11 protein-coding genes and 1 pseudogene are annotated in these 15,299 nt (G+C 58.6%); 3 read left to right on the forward strand and 9 right to left on the reverse strand.

The window, feature by feature from the left end; all coding sequences use genetic code 11:
• Positions 1 to 553: 553 nt before the first annotated feature.
• From NKI32_RS26340 to NKI32_RS26350, 3 genes are all read right to left on the reverse strand, one after another.
• The gene (locus tag NKI32_RS26340; protein WP_353004303.1) at positions 554 to 2,557 is read right to left on the reverse strand and encodes a class I tRNA ligase family protein; all 2,004 of its coding nucleotides are present in this window, start codon (positions 2,555 to 2,557) and stop codon (positions 554 to 556) included.
• A 275-nt stretch (positions 2,558 to 2,832) separates the two neighbouring features.
• Positions 2,833 to 3,612, reverse strand: a complete 780-nt coding sequence (locus NKI32_RS26345; RefSeq protein ID WP_353004304.1) for a phytanoyl-CoA dioxygenase family protein — start codon at positions 3,610 to 3,612, stop codon at positions 2,833 to 2,835.
• Positions 3,613 to 4,113: 501 nt separating this feature from the next.
• The gene (locus NKI32_RS26350) at positions 4,114 to 5,418 is read right to left on the reverse strand and encodes a lysine N(6)-hydroxylase/L-ornithine N(5)-oxygenase family protein (protein WP_353004306.1); all 1,305 of its coding nucleotides are present in this window, start codon (positions 5,416 to 5,418) and stop codon (positions 4,114 to 4,116) included.
• Positions 5,419 to 5,616: 198 nt separating this feature from the next.
• Here NKI32_RS26350 and NKI32_RS26355 point away from each other — a divergent pair, with 198 nt between their 5' ends.
• Positions 5,617 to 5,916, forward strand: coding sequence for a hypothetical protein (locus NKI32_RS26355; RefSeq protein ID WP_353004307.1), 300 nt, complete (start codon positions 5,617 to 5,619; stop codon positions 5,914 to 5,916).
• A gap of 495 nt (positions 5,917 to 6,411) precedes the next feature.
• On the opposite strand, the pseudogene NKI32_RS26360 reads toward NKI32_RS26355, so the two are convergent.
• Positions 6,412 to 7,073, reverse strand: a pseudogene (locus NKI32_RS26360) (IS256 family transposase); the annotation flags it as partial.
• 806 nt (positions 7,074 to 7,879) lie between these two features.
• On the opposite strand from NKI32_RS26360, the gene NKI32_RS26370 reads away from it, so the two are divergent.
• Positions 7,880 to 8,575, forward strand: coding sequence for an OmpW/AlkL family protein (locus NKI32_RS26370; RefSeq protein ID WP_353004309.1), 696 nt, complete (start codon positions 7,880 to 7,882; stop codon positions 8,573 to 8,575).
• 356 nt (positions 8,576 to 8,931) lie between these two features.
• Positions 8,932 to 9,849 (forward strand): IS3 family transposase, encoded by a 918-nt coding sequence (locus tag NKI32_RS26375; protein WP_353004311.1) that lies wholly within the window; start codon positions 8,932 to 8,934, stop codon positions 9,847 to 9,849.
• A 536-nt stretch (positions 9,850 to 10,385) separates the two neighbouring features.
• Here NKI32_RS26375 and NKI32_RS26380 read toward each other — a convergent pair.
• The 5 genes from NKI32_RS26380 to NKI32_RS26400 form a co-directional block, all read right to left on the reverse strand.
• Positions 10,386 to 10,577, reverse strand: coding sequence for a hypothetical protein (locus NKI32_RS26380; protein ID WP_353004313.1), 192 nt, complete (start codon positions 10,575 to 10,577; stop codon positions 10,386 to 10,388).
• Positions 10,578 to 10,637: 60 nt separating this feature from the next.
• The gene (locus NKI32_RS26385) at positions 10,638 to 11,741 is read right to left on the reverse strand and encodes a mandelate racemase/muconate lactonizing enzyme family protein (protein WP_353004315.1); all 1,104 of its coding nucleotides are present in this window, start codon (positions 11,739 to 11,741) and stop codon (positions 10,638 to 10,640) included.
• A gap of 412 nt (positions 11,742 to 12,153) precedes the next feature.
• Positions 12,154 to 13,083, reverse strand: coding sequence for a 2-oxoglutarate and iron-dependent oxygenase domain-containing protein (locus tag NKI32_RS26390; RefSeq protein WP_353004317.1), 930 nt, complete (start codon positions 13,081 to 13,083; stop codon positions 12,154 to 12,156).
• Positions 13,080 to 13,781 (reverse strand): class I SAM-dependent DNA methyltransferase, encoded by a 702-nt coding sequence (locus NKI32_RS26395; RefSeq protein WP_353004319.1) that lies wholly within the window; start codon positions 13,779 to 13,781, stop codon positions 13,080 to 13,082. The genes NKI32_RS26390 and NKI32_RS26395 overlap by 4 nt, the downstream gene beginning before the upstream one ends.
• The gene (locus tag NKI32_RS26400; RefSeq protein ID WP_353004321.1) at positions 13,778 to 15,121 is read right to left on the reverse strand and encodes an NAD(P)-dependent oxidoreductase; all 1,344 of its coding nucleotides are present in this window, start codon (positions 15,119 to 15,121) and stop codon (positions 13,778 to 13,780) included. The genes NKI32_RS26395 and NKI32_RS26400 overlap by 4 nt, the downstream gene beginning before the upstream one ends.
• Positions 15,122 to 15,299: the final 178 nt, after the last annotated feature.

Raw genomic sequence — 15,299 nt, forward strand, 5'->3', positions numbered from 1 at the left:
GTTGCGCGGGTCTGTTTGGCAGCTTGTGCACCATAGCCACCGTGAATGCTAATTGCGGGCAGTAGCCGGTTTGTAGGGCAGAATTTTGCTACATTCCGATTGTCAGTAGCTCAGTTGTTCTTCGGCTTAAAGCCGCGCCGGTACAGGCTCGAACAGAATCGAAGATAGCATCACGCAGGCATTCGCATTCACAGTAGTGATCGGCGCACGATCCAGGGTTCGCCAGGTTGACCAAGCGGGTCGAACCGCATGACAGCCTTGACCGGCTGGAGGACGGAAATCCCAATGCCGAAGAGGTTGGTCAGCACAGTCGAGCCCACACGGCGTTTGCGGAACGAACAGCAAGGGCTGGGAAGCGATCGGCTGGGCGGTCCTCCAAGGGCGGGCCAGGGTTGTCGACGACGCCTTGGTTCAGGTCCGCTAATCTGGTCTCTACGGTTTGATAGCTGCTTCGGTCGCCAGTGACAGCGAGTCAAGATATTTGGCATCATCGGCTTTGATTGCCGCGCAGATCTGGTCGAGATTGGGACAGCTCACTGGTGCATCTTTGAGCTCATAGTGCTTCCTCGCCATCAAGATGAGGATTGCCGGATTTGGCGTAGAACACCAACACGGGTCCAAGATCAAAGCGCGTCCCGGGCGCAAGGCGCTGGGCGGACCGGGGCCATGTTTCGGTCGAGACGCCATCGATGCCTCGCGCCAGCGTTCTGGCGAACCGGGGCATTAACGGAGCGACTGTCGGTGCCATGATCGCAGCGGCCGTCGTCTGAAGGGCTAGCGAAGTTCGATTGCGGGCGGGATAGAAACATCGCGCAGCCGCATAGTCTCGCGCCCGACGGTAGATCACGCAATCGCGCACGAAATCGCAGACCTGAGCGGCCGCGCGCCGGACCGAGAAGCCTTCGTCCGAAAATGCCCGCTCCATCGACGCGCGATAGATCTCTATCCGAGCAAAGAAGGCGCGGTCGACTGAGCTCCAGTCGCCTGCATCGGGTACACGGCCGGCAAAATCCTGCTTGATTTCCTGGTCCAACGCATCAAGCCAGTTCAGCCAAATCCCTTGGAAGACCTCCTTCTCGGTGCGGCGCAGCCCGTCCAGCGTGAAATCCGTCCGCTCACCTTCTGGGCGTGTCAGGCCCAAATGAAGGCGCACGACGTCGACTGTCTTTGGGCTCAGAACGTCCTTGCCCCAGACCGCATGGCGGCAGCTGGTTGAGAACTTCTTGCCGTCGAGCAGGTAGAACTCGTTGACGTGATAGCGGATCCGTGGCGTCCAGTGGGAGAAGACCTCCGCGTAAAGAGCGGGGTAGAGTAGTGCGTGGTAGAACGAATTGTCGAAGCCGAAGAAATGGACAATCTGCCAGTCGTTGCCGGGCATCTCCGCCTTCCAGTCGCGACCCATCGAGCGGCCGAGCGCCTGGATGTTGTATAGAAAACCGAATGCCATCTCCGGCCACACCCAGATCACTTGCCCCGGGAGCCCCTCGGCCGGCAAGCCCCAGTCCGAGGGGTGGGTAATGGGCACTGAAAAGTCGCCGCGTTGGCGTACGCGCGCGAAGAGATCCAAGATCCGTAGCGGGACGCCCGACGCCCTTAGATGCCGGTCGATATTGTCGTAGCATTGGTCCATGGCAAGTTCCGGACGACGGAGGGAGCCGACCAGCGGCGCCACGGCAGACTGCCGTGACCGCGCTTCACCTAAGTCGTGGCAAAGGTTTGGGGCACCGCATTCCTCGCAGATGTTGCCAGCGGCGGAGCCGCCGCAATTGGGGCAGAGGCCGCCAACATCCGGCTCGTAAAGATAGTGGCCTGTCACAGCATCGAAAAGCGCAGGGCTTCGGCGTAAATTTACCGCCGTGCTGCTCAGAAGAGTCCGGAAACACGCGGCTTGAAACTCGCCGTAACCGTCATCGCCCATTGTGGCTTGGAAGCTGTGGACGTCACAATCGAAAAGTGCAAGCGTGGCGCGAATCTCGTCGGAGTAGTAGCGCGCCACGTTTGCAGGCGTCCATTGATCGGTAGCGGCGCGGGTCGCGACGTAGCTCTGGTAATCGTCGCTTCCGGTCAGGTGATACGCCTCGACTCCTTTCATGCGCAGGAAACGAGTATAGACGTCAGCGCCGAAATAGGGGCCAGAAAGATGCCCGAGATGCAGATCGCCATTTGGGGTTGGCGGCGCGGAGAAGACGAAGGTCGGCCCGCGTGGAGCCGTGGTCTTTGCAGCAGCATCAAGGGCGGCCTCGCCGTCTCGCCAGTAGACATCGATGAAATCCAGGTCTTTGTTCCCGTCATTGCGCAGCACATGCGCTTCAAAAGGATGGAACAGAACGACGTCGCCGGCCTCGACCGAGATTTCCCCAAGGTCGGTGGTGACCTTGCCCGCACCAGACAGGACCACGAAGGCCTCGATTTCGTCGTGCCGATGGGGCTCGGATGTGACCCCGGGTCCAACCTTTCCGAACGAAAACCCCGTGCGAGCGCTGCCCGTTCCAAGCGTGGCCGTGTCGATACCGAACGCTCGCGACAGCTCCGTTCGAGAAAACGTGTATTTGCGCATGACAACGAACCTAAGGTGTTGAAGAGTGGGACGGACCTTCGGCTGCCAACGAACAGCCTCAAGTGAACTTCATGGAGAGAAACGGCAGTCCGACCCGTTGGCGGCCCGACCAGGATAGTGCAGCTCTGGGCCGGCAGGCGGGCTACCAAGGGGGTCGTTAGTCGGGCTGTAGGCACACAGAAGACCGCCTGCGACCACCTCCACAATCCACTTGCCAAAGCGTCCGATGCTCCGCGAGCCTGCAAATCAGACCGCGTCCGCCTGGTTGCGTGAGCTCAATCGCGATAGAAGATCCCATTTGGGGGCTTGAGATTGTCGAGATCGGCCACTTTGCCCTCGGGCGGGTTAAGGGCGCGCTTAAGCACGTTATATTCAGCGCGGGTCGGCCCACCGGTTGAGGCACGCTGGAACACCAAGTAGAGTGTCCGCCGAGAACGATTGCTTTTGTTCGGTCGTGAGTAGTGCGGTGCGTAATCGTCGAAGATGAAGATGTCGCCAGCCTTCCATACTACGGGTTCCCAGGAGAACGTTTCGGCGACTTGAGGATATATCACCCCACCGGCATCCATGGGAAAGACCCCCTTTTTGTGGTTGCCGGGGCTGAAGAAAAGCCCGCCGTTTTCCGGGTCGGAATCGTCGATGCCTATGGCAACCACCGCATGGACCATCCGGTCGGGGAGTTTGTGTGGAATGTGATAAATGTCCTGATGCGGGAGATAGCCGCCGCTGTCGGGGTAGTGGAAAATAAGCAACTCCTTGAGCCTGCGCGAATCTTCGCCAAGCAAATCTTCGACCGCTGACTTTATGCGCTGATCTTCTAATAGCAAACGACGCAATGGATCATGGAAGTCGAGAAAATTCTCGATCTTGGATATGATCTTTCGATTGCCCGTCGTCTTCTCGAACCACATGAGCCATTTGTCATCGCTGACATCCCAGCGTGACACATCTTCGACAAAATTAGAGATATCTACCTGAGCCGCTGGCGCAAAGAAGCTTTCGAGCCTGACGTATCCGTCTTTCTGCCACTTGTCTCTTTGTGTATCAGTCAACATGCGAAAAGCCTCCTGTTGGAAATACTGGTTGGTCGGACCCCAATTAGGGCAGTCGGGCGCTGGCAAGTTGCGGTCCACGGAGACGGTCCCACGCATGTGGGACGGCGATGCTAAGTGGGTTCCGCTCCGACGGATTTTGTCCGCAGAAGCTCGGCGCGAGACTGCCTATGTCATTCTCAGCCGGGTCCAGGGCTTCGGTAAACTGGGCCGGATCAATCGGTTCACCCGATCTGGCCGCGACACGCCTCGCTAAAGCCCGGCACCATCCGCTGACCGCCGACCCAGCCATGGCCGCCAAGACCACGGCGCTCTTTCGAGTGTGCGACCTGGTACGGTCTTGACAACCGTAGGGTAAATGCACGCCCCCAGAATAATGCGATGCGCCGCCTGGTCCAAGAACTTGTTCGGTCACGATGATTTCGGAGAAGCCTCCGGCCTTCGCAGGAGCGCAGGCGGACATCGATCCAAGGATGCCACCGCCGATGATCAGAAGTTTACGAGTCATATCCCGCTGCCCATTTCTTCGGCTACGGGGGCGGGCCAGCTCTCGATCGAGGTATGGCTGATGAAGCCAGGATGCTCAGGGTCCGCGCACGGCGCGCGCCCAAGAAGGCTATCGAGGATGCGGCGCGCGCGCCAGGCTAGCAGGCTTAGGTTCGGATCGGCCAGGCCGCGCTGCCCGAGGCTCGCGTTTTGTACGAAGATGCGTCTGTCACGCGGTCCGTCCCAGCTCACCGAAAAATCGTCGCGAATAGCTAATTCATTGTCGATATGCTCCAGCCGGTGCGCGATGGGTTCCAAGAAGTCTGGCATCGCGTTCTCGTAACCGGTGGCCAGGATGACGATGTCAGCCGTGACTTCTTCGACCTCGACCATGCCGTGCTGCAGGGTCAGCCTGTGACCCGCGCCGGCGTTGATGCAGTGCGAGACGGTGCAGCCCGGCCGCAGTGTGATGTCGGATCGGTTTGGCTCGAAAAATGAGTGGCGGTAGAGCGCCTGATAGATCGCGCGCAACGTGCTTTCTGAAATGCCGTCCGAGGCAAGCACGAAACGCCGCAGGAGCAGCTTACGCTGCGACTCGCTCATCGCCGCGAAACGATCCGAAAAGCAGGGCATGAACAACTCGTTTGTGAACGGGCTGTTGTCCAGAGGCAGATAGTTTTCGCGCTGCGAGACCCAAGTGATCGAGGCAGGCCGCCGTTCTTTCGGCAGGCCGCTAAGATGCAACATCACCTCGGCTCCCGATTGTCCTCCGCCGACCACGCAGACATGCTTTCTCCGCACCTCAGGGTGGATGTGCAGCAAAACAGATGAGTGGAACAGGTTGCGTCCAGTCCAGCCCTGGAACTGAGGCGGAATTTGCGCCTGCTTGCCAATGCCGACCACGACGTCTCTGGCGCCGAGAACCCCCTTATCCGTCCGCACCCGAAACTCGCCGTCAAAGCGGATTTCGCGCACTGTCTCGCCGCCACGCACAAGTGGGTTCCTGTGGAAGACCCAGCTCAGGTATTGTTCGAACTCCACTCTGAGCACGGCTTCGAACTGTGCGTTCAGGAAGTGATACAGACGCCCGTTCTCGTGCAGGAAGTTTACGAAAGTGTAGGCTGATCGCGGATTTACTAGAGTGACCAGGTCCTTGAAGTGGCTGACCTGGAGCTCCGAGGAATCGAATGCACTGCCTGGATGCCAGCGGAAGTCGGCCTGCCGATCCAGGAACACTGCCCCTTTCCCAACGTGCTCGTGTATCTGACACGCAAGGCTCAAATTGGACGGGCCAGCACCGATCCCAACGCAAGATAACTCCACTTGCTTTCCTCCTATAGAGTCTTCGCTGTGGCTTGTTCTCGGCGAATATCGCTCATAACCATTGGCCCTCGCGGACGTTCGGAGCCCCGGTCCCGACCGGGTTTGCGAGAATTTGTCCAGCGCGTTCGCGTCGAATGTAGACCGGAGCATTCCAGCGCGGTGACAATCGAGGCGTCAGGCCGGCGACGTGGGGCAACGATGTATTTCTTATCCGCCCGTCTGGATGCGACGTTGCCGTCACGCGAGACGCAGCCCATCGAGGTGTCTGAAGTCGGCGCAATCGTCCGCCTCAACCATGACGCGCCGGCCTTGGGGCGGCTTGATGGCAGGCGAGAGCGCGGTTTTAACTGCGGCGACGGCATTTTCAGTGCGCATGATCATGGAGACGTCTCGCTGATGCGTTCGTCAGAGTCCCATGCATGTGCCGTGCCAGAGAAGGAAAATGTTGTTAACCAATGGGTTGTCGGGTTTGCGCTCCTGTCGGAAATCCGACATTGAGGGGGGGCCTCCCAGCGGCGCCCGATTTGCACGTCGATGTCGCCTTTTCCGAATAGCAAATCGGGCACCTTCTGCATCAGAGTACTTCTCTATGGAGACCGGCACGAAGCCTTCATGAACGGACAGTCACAACTGGTGTCTCTGCCGGATTGAGATATGCCTTCTCCCATCGAGGTCGGCAGTTGCAAAAGCTGCCAGATCCTTCGCCCTATCAAATGCCGTTGCACTTGCTCGATCCCGACATCCTCGGAGGCCGTGATCATGAAGAGTGACGCAAACTCATGTCCGCCGAGAGGCCGCTCTCATGGGGAAGCAATTCTCAATGGTGGTGAAGGATCGATGCTCTTTATCAGGCGGTTGCGGATGGGCGCATGCCTAGACCTAAGCGCATCAATGATGCGCGATATGGGAACTACACCAATTGGAGATCGTGTCCCGCGGCGTGGTGTAGCTGGCGGCATTAGTCGCCGTGCTCTCCGGCATGGGCCGGGCTGATCAGCGCGCCACGGCTGGCAGGCTGATCAGGGGATCATCGCTCATCTGGCTGATCGTTTCCAGAGTCATATATCTGGCCCGCTGCACTGCCCATTCATCGTTCTGTTCGAGCAGGATTGCGCCGACGAGCGCACGATCGCATCGTCGTTCGGGAAGATTCCGACGACCTCGGTGCGCCGCTTGATCTCGCCGTTGAGACGTTCGATCGGATTCGTCGAGTGGAGCTTGGCGCGATGTTCCTTGGGGAAGGTCATGTAGGCCAGCACGTCGGGCTCGGCGTCGTCCATGATTGTCGCCAGCTTTGGCACCTTCGGCCGGATCTGGTCGGCGACGGCGCGCCATTGTACGGACGCGGCCTCGGGCGTTTCCTGGGCGAAAGCGGTGGCGATGAAGGCTGAGACGACCCTGCGGCCGCTCTTGCCGGCATGGGCCAGCACGTTCCTCATGAAGTGGACGCGGCACCTCTGCCATGTCGCGCACAGCACCTTGGTGACGGCCGCCTTGAGGCCTTCGTGAGCATCGGAGACGACGAGCTTGACGCCGCGCAGGCCGCGACGTGTCAGTTTGCGCAGGAACTCTGTCCAGATCGGCTCGGCCTCCGAGGTGCCAATCTCCCTGCCCAGTACCTCGCGCCGGCCGTCCGCGTTGACGCCGACGGCGATGCACAGGGGCGGTCATGGCTGCATTCCTTGTCGGATCTTCGACGATGTCGGACATAAGACATAGCGCCATCAGGGTGATCGCATTGTTATGAAACGATTTTCTCAGCTGGCACGACTCCTGCGGTGCTGTCCGCAAAACGCGCTGCGGCACGGGCAAAGGAGAAATCATCACGTGATCATGCGCGCCGAACACGCGGTCGCAGCTGCGAAAGCGGAGGTTTCCCGGGCCGACGGAACACTTTGCGCCTGTTTTCCAGGCGACATCACTCTTCGGGTTAACCGGACATGACCGCGTTCGGTTTCCACCCAACGCTGAATGCTCCCGACCATGATCCCTATCTTTGGCTCGAAGATGTAGAAGGCGAAGGGGCACTTGATTGGGCCGCCGGCCAGTCGGCCGCGACCCTGGAGCACTTCGGTGGAACGCAATTCGAGCGGGACCACGACGCGCTGACAGCAATCTTCGACCGCCCTGACAGAGTTCCCGTGACTGGCAAGACGGCCGGAAATCCGTACGCAGTGTGTGGCCCGGACCACCATTGCCGCCTACGCCGATCCTGCTCGCCACCACGAAGCGGGACGACCGTGCCCACCCCGGCCAAGCGCGTAAGACGGCCGCAAAGCTGCAGGCCTTCGGCATCCCGCTTACTTCTAAGTGAGTACAGGTCGATGATTGCGAGCACGGCACAAATAAATGTGTGCGCAGTCCCACGCACACTGCGCGTGAGCGCTCCCCCAACTCAAGCAATTCGAGCAAGACTTTACGTAGTTCAGTGCATCATTTCTGAGAGCAAGGAGACAATATCATGGCGAGAAACCAAATGCGCGCCGCGCGGGGAGTAACAGCGGCCGTTGTCCTCATTGTGATGGGGCAGCAGGCCCTCGCGGCGGACCTAGCCCAAGCGGGCAGCGTCCCGCAGGCGGTAGCCTCCGTCACGGAAGCGCCAAGCCCTTGGCAGATCCGCCTGCGTGCGTTGGGGGTGGTGACTCATGATGCGGGCTACGTCAATGCAGTGCCCGGTTCCGATCTTTCTTACTCAAACACGGTGACGCCGGAACTCGATATCTCCTATTTCTTCACGGACAACATCGCCGCCGAGCTCATACTCGGCACCACTTACGCAAACATCATGGGCCAAGGTACGATCGGCGAGCTAGAAAATATTGGCAAGGTTTGGCTGCTGCCACCTACGCTCACATTACAGTATCACTTTACCAATTTCGGCGGATTTAGGCCCTACGTCGGCGCCGGCGTGAACTACACGATATTCTATAATCAGGATGTCGGCAGCGCCAACGCTCTCAAGGTTAAGAACACGTTCGGCACCGCGCTTCAGGTCGGCTTCGACTACCTGGTGGATCGGCACTGGGGCGTCAACTTCGACGTGAAGAAGCTTTTCCTTAACACAGACTTCGACGTCACGGTCGACGGCGCGAAGCTAACGGGGAAGGCTTCGCTCGATCCATGGTTGATTGGTGCAGGTGTCACCTACCGCTTCTAGTAGCCAAAAGCGAATGCCTCTTGTTGCAGTCCCAATGACCTGCCACTGAGTTTTTCCTCCATCTGAGATTAGAGTCCGGCCCTTCAATGAAGGACGGACGGATGAAGCGGAAGCGATTTACGGAAGAGCAGATCATCGCAGTTCTGCGCGAACATGAGGCGGAGCGAAGGCGGGTGATCTGGCCCGGAAGCACGGGATCTCCGAGGCGACGCTGTATAACTGGAAGGCGAAGTATGGCCATGGACATATCGGACGCCAAGCGCCTAAGGCCCTGGAAGACGAGAACGCGAAGCTGAAGAAGCTGCTGGCCGACCAGATGCTGGAAGCCTCGGCGCTTCGCGAGCTTCTATCAAAAAATGGTAGGACCCGCCGTCAGGCGCGAAGCCGTCGCGCATCTGCAGGCCGTTATCGGCCTGTCGGAGCGTCGGGCCTGTTCCGATCGCAAGATGGTCCGCTATCGGTACGGACGTCCGCCGGGGACGGAACTGCGGGGTGGTCTGCGCGACCTCCCCAATGAACGCCGTCGTTTTGGTTATCGACGCCTGTTCATCATGCTCAGGCGCGAGGGCGAGCCGTCAGGGACCAACCGCATCTGCCGGCTCGACCGCGAAGAGGGCTTGACCGTGCGCAAGCGTCAAGCACGGCGACGAGCCGTGGGCACCCAGCGCCGATCCTCGTTGAGGCGAAGCCGAACGCACGCTGGTCGCTGGATTTCGTTGTACGATCAGTTCGCCTGCGGCCGACGCTTCCGTGTGCTCAACATCGTCGACGACGTGACGCGCGAATGCCTGGGCGCGATTCCGGACACTTCGATCTCCGGCCGACGCGTTGCTCGCGAATTGACGGACCTGGTCGTTGAGCGCGGCAAGCCGGACATGATTGTCTCCGACCACGGCACGGAGTTCACATCCAACGCAATCCTTGCCTGCTCGAAGGATCATCGCGTCGAATGGCACTACATCGCGCCGGGCAGGCCCATGCAAAACGGATACGTCGAATCCTTTAACGGCCGAATGCGTGACGAGCTTTTGAACGAGAGCCTGTTCTTCGGCCTCGACCACGCCCGAAGTGCCATCGCAGAATGGAGGGAGGACTTCAATACTGCGAGGCCGCATTCCTCGCTCGGCTACCAGACTCCGGCGGCCTTCACCAACGTCTTCACCGCAACCGGCTTCGATGCTGCGCAGATCGAAGACTACGCGTCTTCGCCGGTTGCTCAACCTGCGCCCTACGGCGTAACAGAAACCGATGAGGCTCTAAGCACGGCTGGATGACAACTCAGTGGCAGGTCAGCGACAAGGAAGTGAGCGCTCGCCTGGCCGGCCGACACGAAATGAAGGGCGCCTCGCGCCCCCTTATATCCTCCACGTCCTGGACGGTTAGGGAAGGTGAGATTGGAAAACGTGTCTTCACTTCTAGTGCAGCAACATTCAACGGCAGCACCAGCGAATGGCTTTCTTCCACGGCGGGATGTTTACCTCGGGACCGCTCGAGGAACTTGCATCCCTTTGACGCCTGATGCTCCAGAGGGCCTAACTCGTGTTTTTTTGACAAACAGTAGGTCAGAAGCAGTGAATATTCACCGCGCGTTCTCCGAAGCAATGGCATGTGAGGATCGCAGGATCAGGCGACTTGGCCGCATTGACATGCGGCGTGTTCCATGCGCCGGAGTAGCTCCAGCTTTTGGTCACCATCAATAACTCTTTGCCGCACGCCCATGCCCCAATTTCAACTGCTTACGAGGAAACTGTCCTCGATCCAATGTTTCAGTCTAGGGTGCACTCCAGTTATTTCGAGACAAATAACGATACTAGATTGCGAGGAGAAGCCGCCACTTGGTCTTTTGATACTTGCCGACGAACTCGTTTTCGGTCAAGCGGCAGTTGCGTCTAAGACCGGCGGGATCTTGTGTATCCACATGCTTTCTCCCGAAAATTCGATGGGATAGCCTTGTGAACAAGGCGGTCGAGAACGCATCGGCGACCATCGGATTGCTGATCATTTCTGTCGTTCCTGTCGTCCAGCTCGTAAATGCAAGTGACAACCCGGGTGTGTGCGGCAACTAATCTATAATGGCGGCCGGTTGGCCAACTCCTTCAAGATCTGGATTCACACCAATGCCTAGGCCCTCAGGCGGCGCGATGTGGCCGCTACTGCGAGCTGGTGCGTAAGGATCGAGCCGCGGAACAACATAACCCGACAGATCGCATGTATTCATGATCCGGCTTGACGGGGTCGACGCTGCCAAGTGGAGGACTGCGCCCGTGATAACATCGGACCCCCAGGTGTCCTCGATGCACATCCGGGGACCGAGGTGCAGACACAGATCGCGAAGTCGCCGAGTAGCACTAAGCCCCCCCGATTTGGAAAGCTTTAGGGCGACCGCATCCATACAGCCAAGATCGTAAGCCCGAAGCAGCGAAGCCGTATCGTGCGCGTTTTCGTCAATCTTCATCGGCAGCCCGGTTGCCGCACGAACGGCGGCACACTCCTCAAGTGTTGCACAGGGTTGCTCCAGCATGATGTCATAGGCTGCGATAGCGTTTCCAACGCGCGTCGCGTCCAGGCGAGAAGCCCCGCAATTCCAGTCGCCATAAACGAGCGGCCCCATGCCAACAGCCTCTCGTACCAAACGTAGCCGGGCGACGTCAGCCTCCCAGTTGTTATCGGCACCTAACTTGACCTGAAACTGCGCCATACCCTCTGCCTGTGCCTCTCCAGCGATGACGGCCATTTCATCGGGCGCGATACAGGTGATCGAGTGGTAGAGCGGTATGCGAGCCATCTGGCGTCCACCGAGAAGCGCATAGAGAGGCAGCTTCGCTCGTTTGCCTGTGATGTCCCAAAGAGCCAGGTCAAGGGCGGATTTCGCGTAGACATGCCCTTGCAGCCAACTGTCAACCTGGCCCATTAATGCTTCTGGTCCGATTGGATCGGCTCCGATTACGATAGGTGCAATATACTCGAGCGCGGGGCGTACGCCTTCTGCATAGGCCGGCAGATAGTGTGGAATCGGACAAACCTCACCCCAGCCGGAGATACTTTCGTCGGTATCGACGCGGAGCAATATTGAGGTGACGGTATCGCAGGTCTTTCCACCCGCCATGTGATAAGGAGCATGGCTGGTCAATGGCACTTGCCAAACCAGGAGCCGTTTTATTCGCATGTAAGGGGACCTCGCCTAAGTTCAGCGGGCTGATTGTCTTTCGACAAAAGCCAAGCATTCTATTTTTTGCCGGTGAGGCCCAAGAACTTTTTCTTTCGCTCGGGAGGGTTGTCCCAGCCACGGTGTTCGTCGCGATATAGCGGGTCCGCATAGGCAGCCAAGCACATCAACCCAAGTTGGTTTTTGCCCCAAATCGGCGGTTAAACACCCAACTTTCTGGCACATCGATGCTGTCGGTGCGCCTCCACCCCAGCATGACCCTCGTCCTCATCAAGAGTGCGTCCGGAGCACCTTGATGCCGATCGGGGTGACGGCTCCTCGCCGATTAAGTATCTGCGCAGTCTCCCTTCCCGCCTTGTTGTCGAAATCGCTTTGACCTTGCATGTACTATTCTTCTCGGAGAAAAAACGGCTTACTGCAACTCTCGCGCGCGTCCGGCGCCATTCCCAGTTTCCCAGATCGAGTCGAAGTTGCGCAACATTACTTCCGCGGCGCTGAACGTTTTCATCCCGTTCCGGGAAGTCAGACGAGCGTCTATGTCGGGATAGATGAAGAAGGGAAGAGAAATTCGTTCAGCCGGACCAGTGTGCACGACCTGATGGGGCGTGCTCTTGAATCGGTCGTCGCTCAAGGCTTGAAGCATGTCGCCCAGATTGACAACGAGAGTGTCGGGCAAGCTCGGCGCCGCCACCCAGCGGCCCCCGAACCACACCTGCAAGGAGGGCGTGGGGAGTTCCTCCTGCAGCAGCAGCGTGAAGAAGCCATTGTCGGTATGCTTCCCGGCCGTCCCGCCAGTAGAAGGATACCGGATCACGCGTTGCAGGACCGTCGGCGGGTTGAAATGGCGTCTGAACCAGCCCTCTTCCATGTCGAGCAGGTCGGCCAGCGCCATCCCGAGCTTCGGCACAACTTCGGTGACCACGACAGCCTGCAAAGCAAGCAGGCTTCGCGCGAAGCCAGGAGCTAACGAGTCATCCGGAAGGAGTGTACAGCCCCCAAACGGACGCCGGTCGCGTTCGTTCTCGATTCCCAGATCGAACATTTCCTTCTGATCGGGGCCAGCCACGGGATGGAGCATCTCCCCGAGCAACGGACTGTATCCACGAGCGGTAGCAGGGTACACGTCTTGGGCGGAGTGACCGAAACGTTCCTTTGTCGACTGAGGCAACGCGAAGAACCGCCGGGAAGCCTGGATCGCTTCTGCGATGTGTTCCTTCGGGATTCCGTGCTCAAGGTAGAAGAACCCGTACTCCTCGCAGGCCAGTCGTAGCCGCTCACGTTCTTGTTGTGGCGTTGCATCCGCTGCCAGTTTGGCTAGTGAGATTTGGGGTAATGTGGTCATAGCTGCTGCTCCGTTTCTGCCCTATCGGGTACTTTGAAAACCCAGTAATGCGCACCCTCCTCCGAGAGGTACTTGCCGTTCTTTAGATGCTGGACCGTCACAAGCACCCCCTCATCCTGCAGTGATTGCACCTCACTCTCAAAAGATGTGGCATCCGCATAGCTCTTGCGGGTGCTTGCGATGATGAATCCGTTGGGGCGCGTAACACGGGCCAGTTCCCGCAGTGCGTCCGGGCGGACATGTCCGAGCGTGAATACGCCGCAGCAGATTGTAATATCGTAGGTCGTGCTGGAGTAATCAGAGAGCAGCCCGTTAAGGTCAACATTACCTTGGATCTGGCGATAGACGCCCGTTTTCCGGGCCTCTTCGGCCATCTCCTCGGAGAGGTCGAACCCGTCGAGCAACTTGAAGCCAAGACGCTTCAGTTGCGAGCCGACGAGCCCTGTTCCGCACCCAGCGTCCAGGACTGCGATGGCTGATCGCTCCTTGGTTAAATACGCCGTCTGCACGGTGGCCGCCATCTCCGCCACGATCATCGGCCCGCAGTATCCCTCGCGGTCAACGTCCAATTCATAGGAACTCGCCCATCCGCGATAGAAGTGGGCCAAGCGCGCGACGTCGCCATCGAGGGCGTGGGAATCTTTGATGCGCTTTCGTGCGGCTTGCTCCAGCGCCGTCTGCTGATCCAGGCTAGTCATGAGAGATCCTTCAAATAGCGATTGATGAGATGCGGTACAGTGGCCCGCGGCGGCGCCAGTTCTGTGACTGAATCTAAAACCTGCTCGTTCACGTATTGCCGAGCATGTCTGTCCGACCAAGCAGAGGCGCCCACGCTCCAGGTGATCACGTTGGAGATCAGGGCATCGCTCAGCCCCATGCCGCGGCCAAGATTGAACGCTTCATCAAGAATCAAGCGATTGACGTGAGTGAGTTCTCGCTCCAGAGAGTCGAGCAGCCGAATCTGGCCATTGCTGAGCGGGACGTCGTCGAGCGGAAACACATGCATGCGTTTCGGTTTGATCCGGCCAAAGGAATCGGTCAAGAATTCCTGATCTGGTGGATGCACCCGGTCGGCCCCATACTTGGATGGCGCGCGATAGCCCGGCACTTGCAAACGAACGCCTAAGGCTGCCTGCGCCAACTCAACGACACGCAGATGGCCATCGTATCGGTCAAACTTCCGTCCCGCTTCGCTGTAGCACTTTTCGACCGCGCGCCCGACCGGCAGTCCCACGCCGAGTTCGTCGGCCAGTTGGACGGTCAAGCTCATATCCTTAACCGTGATCTCCAGGGTGCAAGATCGATCATAGCTGCCATCCAGGAGAAATGGGACGAACTGCTCGATTGCAACGGAGTTAGCGGACGAGCCGGCAAACTTGCGCCACGCCTGCTGGGCTGGAACGCCCTCACGTACGCTTTGGCAGAGCGCGTTGCCGCTCGCCACGGCTGCAGCGTAAAAAAGCAGGTTCGTCAAGAGTTTGACTGATTGGCCCTGACCTATGTCGCCAATATGGAAGGAGACCGCTCCCATGATCTGAAACACCATCTCGCAACGCGCATAGACCTCCGGTGGCCCCCCGACGAAGAAGCTGACATTGGCGAAATCGACCCCCATGTGGGACAAGTTGCTCACGGGCGCTTCTAGCGAATTCACGCCAATTGGTGCGGCCCGGCGGGCGATCTCGATCGTGTTGTGGTAGTCGGTGGTTGAAGTATCGATCCACACGCTCCCCGGTGGCATTCCGGCCAAAGCGCCTTGCTCGCCCGTCATGTTGTCGAAGACGTCTTTTGGGAGCGGCAGGCAGGTGATGACAATGCCGCAATCGCGGGCTGCGTCGCGCGGTATGTCGTGCCACCGGGCTCCCTTTTCCAGCACGTGTTTCGCAGCCGCAGGATCAATGTCGCAGACGTCCACCTGGTAGCCGGCTTGCAGGAGCTTGACGATCATCGGTCTCCCCATACTGCCAGTACCAATGAATCCAATGCGTTCGACGTCGCGGAAATGAGCGGTGCTTGTTTCAGCCTTTACAACAGACATTGGACTTTCTTTCGAGGCCACGAGACGGATCAACTATAATTACCAATGCGCCATAGGACCGAACAATACACCGAACGCGTGTAAAAAATGCAAAACCTCAATAAGTTTGTGTTTAGCTACCATTACGCTCCATCATCTGTTTTAACTTGGCCTTCAGATATTTTTCACAATTATTAGT

Source organism: Mesorhizobium sp. M0761, from assembly GCF_040320205.1.
Taxonomy (GTDB): Bacteria; Pseudomonadota; Alphaproteobacteria; order Rhizobiales; family Rhizobiaceae; genus Mesorhizobium.

Excerpts from the sequence above, each read along its gene's own strand:
- NKI32_RS26355 (WP_353004307.1), top strand. The coding sequence starts at position 5,617 with ATGTATTTCTTATCCGCCCGTCTGGATGCGACGTTGCCGTCACGCGAG.
- NKI32_RS26375 (WP_353004311.1), top strand. The coding sequence starts at position 8,932 with ATGGTAGGACCCGCCGTCAGGCGCGAAGCCGTCGCGCATCTGCAGGCC.
- NKI32_RS26340 (WP_353004303.1), bottom strand. The coding sequence starts at position 2,557 with ATGCGCAAATACACGTTTTCTCGAACGGAGCTGTCGCGAGCGTTCGGT.
- NKI32_RS26380 (WP_353004313.1), bottom strand. The coding sequence starts at position 10,577 with ATGATCAGCAATCCGATGGTCGCCGATGCGTTCTCGACCGCCTTGTTC.
- NKI32_RS26370 (WP_353004309.1), top strand. The coding sequence starts at position 7,880 with ATGGCGAGAAACCAAATGCGCGCCGCGCGGGGAGTAACAGCGGCCGTT.
- NKI32_RS26395 (WP_353004319.1), bottom strand. The coding sequence starts at position 13,781 with ATGACTAGCCTGGATCAGCAGACGGCGCTGGAGCAAGCCGCACGAAAG.
- NKI32_RS26400 (WP_353004321.1), bottom strand. The coding sequence starts at position 15,121 with ATGTCTGTTGTAAAGGCTGAAACAAGCACCGCTCATTTCCGCGACGTC.
- NKI32_RS26385 (WP_353004315.1), bottom strand. The coding sequence starts at position 11,741 with ATGCGAATAAAACGGCTCCTGGTTTGGCAAGTGCCATTGACCAGCCAT.
- NKI32_RS26390 (WP_353004317.1), bottom strand. The coding sequence starts at position 13,083 with ATGACCACATTACCCCAAATCTCACTAGCCAAACTGGCAGCGGATGCA.
- NKI32_RS26345 (WP_353004304.1), bottom strand. The coding sequence starts at position 3,612 with ATGTTGACTGATACACAAAGAGACAAGTGGCAGAAAGACGGATACGTC.